The organism is Mycobacterium sp. 1465703.0 (assembly GCF_001672975.1).
In the GTDB taxonomy this organism is placed as follows: Bacteria; Actinomycetota; Actinomycetes; order Mycobacteriales; family Mycobacteriaceae; genus Mycobacterium.
On the sequence record NZ_LZKU01000097.1, the window covers coordinates 1 to 9,494 of the forward strand.

Below are 9,494 nucleotides of genomic sequence, written 5' to 3' on the forward strand. Positions count from 1 at the left end.
CTTTGCTTCGCCACGCTCCAAGAGGGCGACGGCACCAGCCTGCAGGTGATGATCAGCCTCGACAAGGTCGGCCAGCAATCCCTCGACGCGTGGAAGACCGATGTCGACCTGGGTGACATCGTCTACGTGCACGGCAACGTGATCAGCTCACGGCGTGGCGAATTGTCCGTGCTGGCCGACTCCTGGCAGATGGCGTCTAAGTCGTTGCGCCCGCTACCCGTCGCGCACAAGGAGATGAGCGAAGAGGCCCGGGTCCGGCAGCGCTACGTCGACCTGATCGTCCGACCGCAGGCACGCGCCGTGGCCCGGCAGCGGATCGCGGTGGTCCGCGCCATACGCAACGCTTTGGAACGGCGCGGGTTTCTCGAAGTCGAAACCCCAATGTTGCAGACGCTGGCCGGTGGTGCCGCCGCGCGGCCCTTCATCACGCATTCCAATGCACTCGACATCGATCTGTACTTGAGGATCGCGCCGGAACTGTTCCTCAAGCGCTGCGTCGTCGGAGGGCTCGACAGGGTTTTCGAACTAAATCGTGTGTTCCGAAACGAAGGCGCGGATTCCACGCATTCTCCGGAATTTTCCATGCTGGAGACCTACCAGGCCTACGGGACCTATGACGATTCGGCAGTAGTGACGCGCGAGCTTATTCAAGAGGTAGCCGATGAGGCGATCGGAACCCGACAACTACCGCTGCCCGACGGCGGTGTCTACGACATAGACGGAGAATGGGCTTCCATACAAATGTACCCGTCATTGTCTGCGGCACTGGGCGAAGAGATTACCCCAAAGACAAGCGTCGAACACCTGCTCGGCATCGCCGATCGGCTCGATGTCGAGATTCCCAAGGACAGAGGCTACGGACACGGCAAAATCGTTGAGGAACTCTGGGAGCACACGGTGGGCAACACGCTCGTCGCTCCGACCTTCGTGAGGGATTTCCCGGTTGAGACAACACCTTTGACGCGCCAGCACCGCAGCATCGCCGGTGTCACCGAGAAGTGGGACCTGTATGTCCGCGGTGTCGAACTGGCCACCGGCTATTCCGAATTGAACGATCCCGTCGTGCAGCGCGAAAGGTTCGCCGCCCAAGCCCGCGCGGCCGCTGCGGGTGATGACGAAGCCATGGTGCTCGACGAAGATTTCCTTGTCGCACTCGAGTATGCGATGCCGCCATGTACCGGAACGGGAATGGGTATCGATCGCTTGTTGATGACATTGACCGGACTGTCAATTCGCGAGACAGTTTTGTTCCCGATTGTTCGGCCGCACGCGTAGTTGAAAGTTGAACTGTGCGGCTTCCGTGCAGATTGAGTATGCTTCGCTGTTATGGCACATTGGGGGCCGGGGAGGCCGATCCAATCTGCTCAGTAACTGCTCAGGGACGAAATGCGAGGGTAAGCCAATGGCGAAAAAAGTGACCGTCACCTTGGTCGATGATTTCGACGGTGCCGGCGCGGCCGACGAAACGGTTGAATTTGGGCTTGACGGGGTGACCTACGAGATTGATCTTTCGTCCAAGAATGCCGCGAAACTGCGCGGAGATCTGAAGCAATGGGTCGAAGCCGGCCGCCGGGTCGGCGGGCGTCGGCGCGGTCGGTCCGGCTCGGGCCGCGGCCGTGGCGCGATCGACCGTGAGCAGAGCGCGGCGATTCGCGAATGGGCTCGCCGCAACGGGCACAACGTGTCCACGCGTGGCCGCATCCCGGCCGACGTGATCGACGCGTTCCACGCGGCCACCTAGCAGTCCTGGAAACCGGCGCCCGGGCAACCAATGCCCGGGCGCCGGTTTGTCATTTCGCTGGGCGCGAAACAATCGCCGGGCGGCTTGTGGAAACGAATTGGAAGCTCGCAACGTTTCTTCAATTACGGCGTGCAACGCCGCAGGCAGTCGCAGTTGAGATTGGCCCGGGAAACACCGAGGTCGCCGCGCAGCGAAGAACGCGGCAAGGTTAGGCCCCCCGGCAACCCGACCATTACAGTGGAGACAGGTACGCGATTCCGGCCACAGGGGACCGGCACTGGGCCGCCAACAGGTTTGTACCGATGTAAGGGAGAGCAGGTAACCCGATGTTTGAAAGATTTACCGACCGTGCCCGCAGGGTCGTCGTCCTGGCGCAAGAAGAGGCCCGGATGCTCAACCACAACTACATCGGCACCGAGCACATCCTGCTGGGTTTGATTCATGAGGGCGAAGGCGTCGCGGCGAAGTCGCTGGAGTCGCTGGGCATCTCGCTCGAGGGCGTCCGCAGCCAGGTCGAGGAGATCATCGGCCAGGGCCAGCAGGCCCCGTCCGGACACATTCCGTTCACGCCCCGCGCCAAGAAGGTTCTCGAGCTGAGCCTGCGCGAGGCGCTGCAGTTGGGCCACAACTACATCGGCACCGAGCACATCCTGCTGGGTCTGATCCGCGAGGGCGAGGGCGTGGCCGCGCAGGTGCTGGTGAAGCTGGGCGCCGAGTTGACCCGGGTGCGCCAGCAGGTGATCCAGCTGCTGAGCGGCTACCAGGGCAAGGAAGCCGCCGAAGCCGGCACCGGAGGCCGCGGCGGGGAGTCCGGCTCGCCGTCCACGTCGCTGGTGCTCGACCAGTTCGGCCGCAACCTGACGGCCGCCGCGATGGAGGGCAAGCTGGACCCGGTCATCGGCCGCGAGAAGGAAATCGAGCGGGTGATGCAGGTGTTGAGCCGGCGCACCAAGAACAACCCGGTGCTGATCGGCGAGCCCGGTGTCGGTAAGACCGCCGTCGTCGAGGGCCTGGCGCAGGCGATCGTGCACGGCCAGGTCCCCGAAACCCTGAAGGACAAGCAGCTCTACACCCTCGACCTGGGTTCGCTGGTGGCGGGCAGCCGCTACCGCGGTGATTTCGAGGAACGCCTCAAGAAGGTGCTCAAGGAGATCAACACCCGCGGCGACATCATCCTGTTCATCGACGAGCTGCACACCCTGGTGGGTGCCGGCGCGGCCGAAGGCGCGATCGATGCCGCGAGCATCTTGAAGCCCAAGCTGGCCCGAGGCGAGCTGCAGACCATCGGCGCCACCACGCTCGACGAGTACCGCAAGTACATCGAAAAGGACGCCGCGCTGGAGCGCCGCTTCCAGCCGGTGCAGGTGGGCGAGCCGACGGTGGAGCACACCATCGAGATCCTCAAGGGTCTGCGCGATCGTTACGAGGCGCACCACCGGGTGTCGATCACCGACGGCGCGATGGTGGCCGCGGCCACTTTGGCCGACCGCTACATCAACGACCGGTTCCTGCCCGATAAGGCCATCGACCTGATCGACGAGGCGGGCGCGCGGATGCGCATCCGCCGGATGACCGCGCCGCCAGACCTGCGCGAGTTCGACGAGAAGATCGCCGAGGCGCGCCGGGAGAAGGAATCGGCGATCGACGCCCAGGACTTCGAGAAGGCGGCCAGCCTGCGTGACCGCGAGAAGCAGTTGGTGGGCCAGCGCGCCGAGCGTGAAAAGCAGTGGCGCTCCGGCGATCTCGATGTGGTCGCTGAGGTTGACGACGAGCAGATCGCCGAGGTGCTGGGCAACTGGACCGGTATCCCGGTGTTCAAGCTCACCGAGGCCGAGACCACCCGGCTGCTGCGCATGGAGGACGAGCTGCACAGGCGGATCATCGGCCAGGAGGACGCGGTCAGGGCCGTCTCCAAGGCGATCCGCCGCACCCGCGCCGGGCTGAAAGACCCCAAGCGCCCATCGGGTTCGTTCATCTTCGCCGGACCGTCCGGTGTCGGTAAGACCGAGCTGTCCAAGGCGCTGGCCAACTTCCTGTTCGGCGACGACGACGCGCTCATCCAGATCGACATGGGTGAGTTCCACGACCGGTTCACCGCGTCGCGGTTGTTCGGTGCCCCGCCGGGATACGTCGGCTACGAAGAGGGCGGCCAGCTCACCGAAAAGGTGCGGCGCAAGCCGTTCTCGGTGGTGCTGTTCGACGAGATCGAGAAGGCCCACCAGGAGATCTACAACAGCCTGTTGCAGGTCCTCGAGGACGGCCGGCTCACCGACGGTCAGGGCCGCACGGTCGACTTCAAGAACACCGTGCTGATCTTCACGTCGAACCTCGGCACGTCGGACATCTCGAAGCCGGTCGGCCTGGGCTTCACCCAGGGTGGCGGTGAGAACAACTACGAGCGGATGAAGCAGAAGGTCAACGACGAGCTGAAGAAGCACTTCCGCCCGGAGTTCCTCAACCGCATCGACGACATCATCGTCTTCCACCAGCTGACCAAGGACGAGATCATCCGGATGGTCGACCTGATGATCACCCGGGTCGCCACCCAGCTCAAGAGCAAGGACATGGCCCTCGAGCTGACCGACAAGGCGAAGGCATTGCTGGCCAAGCGTGGCTTCGACCCGGTGCTGGGTGCCCGTCCGCTGCGGCGCACCATCCAGCGCGAGATCGAGGACCAGCTGTCGGAGAAGATCCTCTTCGAGGAAGTCGGACCCGGCCAGGTTGTCACGGTCGACGTGGACAACTGGGACGGTGAGAGTGCCGGCGAGGAAGCGACGTTCACGTTCACCGGAACCCGCAAGCCGCCGGCCGAACCGGACCTGGCCAAGGCCGGTGCGCACAGCGCCGGCGACCAGGGCCCGGACGGGCAGTAGCGACCACTAAAACCGGGCGGTTGGTCCCCATCGGGACTAGCCGCCCGGTTTTGCTTTGCGGCAGCGCCGATCACCGTTTGCCCGGCCAACCGCGGGGATTACACTGACGGATGCCATCGACGTGTAACGGAATCTGGTGAAAGTCCAGAACGGTCGCGCCACTGTTTAAAGTCAGACCCGAGGCTCGTCATCCACAGCGGGGACGCGTAATCCCCAGAAGGAGTCGATTGTGTCCCACCCGCAGCTAACTGGCAGCCGCACCCGATCGGTTGATCTTTCGGCGGCAAGCACCGCGCTTTGGTTGGCGGCAACCGTCTTCCTCGCGTTGCTGGCGCTGTACTTCGTCGGCGTCGACCAGGGCGCGGTCTCGCTGTTCGGCAGTGACTCGCACGTGCACGAGTTCGTCCACGACGCACGGCACCTGCTCGGCTTCCCCTGCCACTGACCCGGTCCTGTGGAAAAACGCCTAATCGCGGGCGGTCTTCTGGCGGGTGCTGTCGGTGCGGTGCTGGCGTTCATTTTCGCCCGCCTGTGCGCCGAGCCTGTCATCGGCCGCGCCATCGCTTTTGAAGACGGCCGCACTGACGCCGAGCATGCGCACGGCGTGCACGAGCACGGCGCCGAACTGTTCACCCGCGGCGTGCAGTCCGGGCCCGGGCTGGGCTTCGGCGTGCTGATCTTCGGCCTGGCCATGGGTGCGTTGTTCGCGGTGCTGTTCAGCATCGTCCACGCGCGGACCGAAAGTGGCCGCCCGCAAGCGCTTTCGTTGCTGCTGGCGGCCGGCGCGTTCGGCGCTGTGTACGTCGTACCGTTCCTGAAGTATCCACCGAACCCACCCGCGGTCGGACAGGCTGACACGATCGGGGCGCGCACCGGGTGGTATCTGGTGCTGGTGCTGGTGTCGGTGGTGCTGGCGATCGGTGCGGTGTGGCTCGCCCGACGTCTCGCGGTCCGGTTCGGCGCATGGAAGGCGATGCTGCTGGCGGCCGGGGCTTATCTGGTGGCCATCGTCGTGGTGACGGTGCTGCTGCCGGGCGTGGATGAGATACCCGAGCCGCTGCGTGACGCCGCGGGGACGATCATCTATCCGGGGTTCCCCGCCGACGTGCTCTACGAGTTCCGGTTGCTGTCGCTGGCCACCCAGCTGGTGCTGTGGGCGGGCATCGGTCTGGTTTTCGCCACCGTCAGCGGACGGCTGCTCGGCGAGCGGGATCCGCACGGGCAGGCGTCGAGTATCGCGGCGTGACCGAGGTCGTCCGGCTGACCCTGCTATCGCACGCGATGACGGATGCCATGGCGGGCGGGCGTTTTCCGGCCGACGAACCGCTGAACTCGATCGGCCGCCGTCAGGTCGAGGCGGTGGCGGCGAAGTTCGTTCCCGGCGACCGTCAACTCTGCGGTCCGGAGCGACGTGTCCGCGAGACCGCGAAATTGCTTGGCCTGCAAGCCGACACCGAACCGCTGCTGGCCGATCTCGACTGCGGGCGGTGGCGCGGCGAGGCGCTTTCAGCCCTGCCGCCCGACGAACTCGAAGCGTGGCTGAGTGAACCGGACGCCGCGCCGCACGGCGGTGAGTCGATCACCGGGCTGATTTCCCGAGTGGCGGGGTGGCTGGAGTCGTTGACCGCCAACCCATTACGTGTGCTGGCGGTGACGCACCCGGCGGTGATCCGGGCCGCGATCGTGGTGGCGCTGGACGTCGCCCCGACATCGTTTTGGCGCATCGACGTTGCCCCGGTCGGCCGCATTGTCATGCACGGTCGGGGTGGCCGCTGGACGCTGCGGCTGTGACCGTCAGCGCGGAGCGATCAGCGCGAAGGCTTGCTTGGCGATCTGCAACATCCAGCTGGTCACGGTCGGCCCGTGATCGCGCGGCCAATTCAGCTGAAAACTGACCACCCACGGCTGCCGCGTCTTGTCGACGGCATACCAGCTGAACGTCAAATCACCCGGCAAGCCACCGGCTTTCGCGCCGATATACGGCCACACGTTGCGGTCCAGCTGAATGCCCGCGACCGCGGAGAGGATCTCGCGCACGGGTGCTGCCTCGCCGACAGCGTCGGCCTGCAGCGCCGAATGGACCCGGCAGATGTCTTCGGCGTTGCCGTACCACTCCGCGCCGTAAGAGGACGCCGGCGAGTGAGCGCGCATCGGATCCGGGTCATATGGTCTCGAATTCGCTTGGTCCAATAGCTGTCCACGAGCCTGCGGTGATCCGTGTTCCCATTGGTCGCGCAGATCGGGCCGGCCCCAGCCGACGGAGAACAACTCGTACATCGTGGGGAATGGGGTCATGCTGGCCGGGTCGTGATGGCCGGCCGTGGCCAGCGCCTCCTCGATGGCGTGCGTGCCCAGCTTCCCGATCAGCAAGTCGGTCGCCATGTTGTCGCTGGTGGCGATCATCTTCTCGGCGGCGGTGCGAACCGAAACGTGCGCTCCGGCCGGCAATGCCAAACCCGACGAGCCTACCGCCCGGCTCTTGTCGGTGACGGTCAACTGGTCGTCCCAGGACACCGTTCCGTTCTTGATCGCGCCGGCCAGGGCATGCAATACGTACAGCTTGAAAATGGATGCCAGCGGCAAGGATTCGCCAGTGTTGGTGCCGGCCACCGGATCGCAATGCCCGTCGTTGACCTTGGCGACCTGATACGAGTAGCGCGCACCGGTCTTGCTCAACACCGCGTCGATGTCGTGCCACGAGTTGATCTTGGGCGGCGGCTGGGTCTCCAGATCGAACCGGTCCACCCAGCCGCCGTCGTCAGTGTGAATCCGGATGTCTTGCCGGGCACCGTAGGACGACGTCAGGTGCAGGTTGGCCACGCTGGCGCCCAGGTCGACGCTGTTCAGGGTGAACGGACGGTCCCACCACAGCGCCTCCATGGTGGTTTCCACCGACTCGACCTGGTCGGGGGCGGCGAGGGTGTGAACTCCGACCGGGCCGATGGGCCAGTCCGAGTTGAGCATGTCCAAGGTCTGCTGGGCCCGGATGCCGGGCGGGGTGCGGATGTCGATCTGCCGTCCCGGGTTGGCCGCATTCGCCGGCGGGGACGGGGAGGGGGCGCAACCGGGCGCCAAGGTCACTACCAGTGCGGCGGCGGCGCTCAGCGCCCACGCGCGGCGCCAGGCCGATAGCCCGCTAGCCAGCCTGCTTGTTGCCGGCAACGTCCATCACAACCTCGAATTCCAGCAGCGTCGCCCCGGTTGCCACCGGGTTCGCCCGCTCACCGGCGTGGGCCGAAATGGCGGGCCCCTGCGCCCACGCCTGAAACGCCTCTTCGGACTCCCACTGCGTCACCACGAAGTAGCGGTTCTCGCCCTTGATCGGGCGCAGCAGCTGAAACCCGAGGAAGCCGGGCTGGTTGTCGACCGCGTGCGCCCGGTGCGCGAACCGCTTCTCCAGCTCTGGGCCGGCGTCGGCGGGTACTTCGATTGCGTTGATCTTCACCACTGGCGACATGCCGCTAGGCTACCCCGCCCATCCCGGTGCTCCAGCCCAGGGCGGCACACGCAAGATGGTGCTATGTCCAGCCATCTGTTGACTTGCCACGGGGGCCAGGGCGAGCCGCTGGTGCTGGCGCATGGACTGATGGGGCGGGGGACCACCTGGCCGCGGCAGCTGCCCTGGCTGACCCGGCTGGGCACCGTCTACACCTACGACGCGCTGTGGCACCGCGGCCGCGACGTCGACGATCCGCATCCGATCAGCACCGAACGGTTCGTTGCCGACCTGGCTGACGCGGTGAGCACGCTCGCGGTGCCGGTCAGGATGGTCGGTCATTCGATGGGGGCCCTGCATTCATGGTGTCTGGCCGCCGAGCGTCCCGAACTGGTTTCGGCGCTGGTGCTCGAGGACATGGCGCCGGACTTCCGCGGCCGCACCACCGGCCCATGGGAACCATGGCTGCACGCGCTTCCGGTCGAATTCGACTCCGCTGAACAGGTTTTCGCCGAATTCGGACCGGTCGCCGGTCAGTATTTTCTGGAGGCTTTCGACCGGACCGAAACCGGTTGGCGGCTGCACGGTCACACCGCGCGCTGGATTGAGATCGCCGCGGAATGGGGGACCCGGGATTACTGGATGCAGTGGCGCGCGGTGCGGGCTCCCGCGCTGCTCATAGAGGCGGGCAATTCGGTCACGCCGCCGGGCCAGATGCAGGAAATGGTTGAATTAGCCACGGCCGCAACTTATTTGCGTGTTCCGCAGTCCGGTCACCTGGTTCACGACGAGGCGCCACAGGTGTACCGGGAAGCGGTCGAGAAGTTCCTGGCTGCGCCGCACCCGCCGGCCTGAGGCGGTTACTCCTCGCCGGCCAGGGCGAACCGGCCGTCGCGGGTCTGCGTCACCAAGCCGTCGGCCAGTAGTGAGTACAACGCCCGGTCCCGCTGTGCGGTGTCAGTCAGCCATGCCACGTCCAGCTCGGCACGAGTTACCGGAGAATCGTTGGCGCGCAACACATCCATCAATCGTCCGCGGACCTGACGGTCGGTTCCGGCATAGGTCTGGACGCGACGAGCCGGCCCCTGCGCGGCGGGATAGCCGGCATGCCGCCACGCACACTGGCTGAGCGGACACAGTCCACAGCGCGGCGCGCGCGCCATCGCCTGCTTCGCCTATGGCCAGGCGGTACCGGTGGTGGACACCAACGTGCGCCGGGTAGTGGCACGCGTGGTGCACGGCCTGGCCGACGCCGGCACACCGTCCGCGGCGCGCGACCACGCCGACGTGTCGGCGCTGCTACCCGCCGACGACACGGCACCGAAGTTCTCCGTGGCGCTGATGGAGCTGGGCGCGACGGTCTGTACGGCGCGCGCGCCGCGCTGTGGACTGTGTCCGCTCAGCCAGTGTGCGTGGCGGCATGCCGGCTATCCCGCCGCGCAGG

Annotated in this window: 9 protein-coding genes and 2 pseudogenes; 8 read left to right on the forward strand and 3 right to left on the reverse strand. The window is 65.9% G+C overall.

The window, feature by feature from the left end:
• The 6 genes from lysS to A5625_RS08975 form a co-directional block, all read left to right on the forward strand.
• The coding region (gene lysS, locus A5625_RS08950) for a lysine--tRNA ligase (RefSeq protein ID WP_066991759.1) at positions 1 to 1,275 on the forward strand (1,275 nt) is incomplete at its 5' end.
• Positions 1,276 to 1,402: 127 nt separating this feature from the next.
• On the forward strand, positions 1,403 to 1,741 hold the full coding sequence (gene lsr2 / locus A5625_RS08955; protein WP_008263502.1) for a histone-like nucleoid-structuring protein Lsr2: 339 nt from the start codon (positions 1,403 to 1,405) through the stop codon (positions 1,739 to 1,741).
• Positions 1,742 to 2,067: 326 nt separating this feature from the next.
• Positions 2,068 to 4,614, forward strand: a complete 2,547-nt coding sequence (clpC1, locus tag A5625_RS08960; protein WP_066991762.1) for an ATP-dependent protease ATP-binding subunit ClpC — start codon at positions 2,068 to 2,070, stop codon at positions 4,612 to 4,614.
• A 229-nt stretch (positions 4,615 to 4,843) separates the two neighbouring features.
• Entirely contained in the window at positions 4,844 to 5,059 is a 216-nt protein-coding gene (locus A5625_RS08965; RefSeq protein ID WP_066991765.1) for a CbtB domain-containing protein, read from the forward strand.
• A gap of 9 nt (positions 5,060 to 5,068) precedes the next feature.
• Entirely contained in the window at positions 5,069 to 5,860 is a 792-nt protein-coding gene (locus A5625_RS08970; RefSeq protein ID WP_066991768.1) for a CbtA family protein, read from the forward strand.
• Positions 5,857 to 6,405, forward strand: coding sequence for a histidine phosphatase family protein (locus tag A5625_RS08975; RefSeq protein ID WP_066991771.1), 549 nt, complete (start codon positions 5,857 to 5,859; stop codon positions 6,403 to 6,405). Before A5625_RS08970 ends, A5625_RS08975 begins: the two co-directional genes overlap by 4 nt.
• Positions 6,406 to 6,408: 3 nt before the next feature.
• Here A5625_RS08975 and A5625_RS08980 read toward each other — a convergent pair whose 3' ends face one another.
• Entirely contained in the window at positions 6,409 to 7,776 is a 1,368-nt protein-coding gene (locus A5625_RS08980; protein WP_066991773.1) for a serine hydrolase, read from the reverse strand.
• Complete coding sequence (gene mhuD / locus A5625_RS08985; RefSeq protein WP_066991776.1) at positions 7,751 to 8,071, reverse strand: mycobilin-forming heme oxygenase MhuD; 321 nt, start codon at positions 8,069 to 8,071, stop codon at positions 7,751 to 7,753. Before mhuD ends, A5625_RS08980 begins: the two co-directional genes overlap by 26 nt.
• A 63-nt stretch (positions 8,072 to 8,134) precedes the next feature.
• On the opposite strand from mhuD, the gene A5625_RS08990 reads away from it, so the two are divergent.
• The gene (locus A5625_RS08990; protein ID WP_066991780.1) at positions 8,135 to 8,905 is read left to right on the forward strand and encodes an alpha/beta fold hydrolase; all 771 of its coding nucleotides are present in this window, start codon (positions 8,135 to 8,137) and stop codon (positions 8,903 to 8,905) included.
• 5 nt (positions 8,906 to 8,910) lie between these two features.
• On the opposite strand, the pseudogene A5625_RS08995 reads toward A5625_RS08990, so the two are convergent.
• Positions 8,911 to 9,210: pseudogene (locus tag A5625_RS08995) on the reverse strand (A/G-specific adenine glycosylase); the annotation flags it as partial.
• On the opposite strand from A5625_RS08995, the pseudogene A5625_RS09000 reads away from it, so the two are divergent.
• Positions 9,203 to 9,494 (forward strand): annotated as a pseudogene (locus A5625_RS09000) (A/G-specific adenine glycosylase); the annotation flags it as partial. The pseudogenes A5625_RS08995 and A5625_RS09000 sit on opposite strands and share 8 nt — an antisense overlap.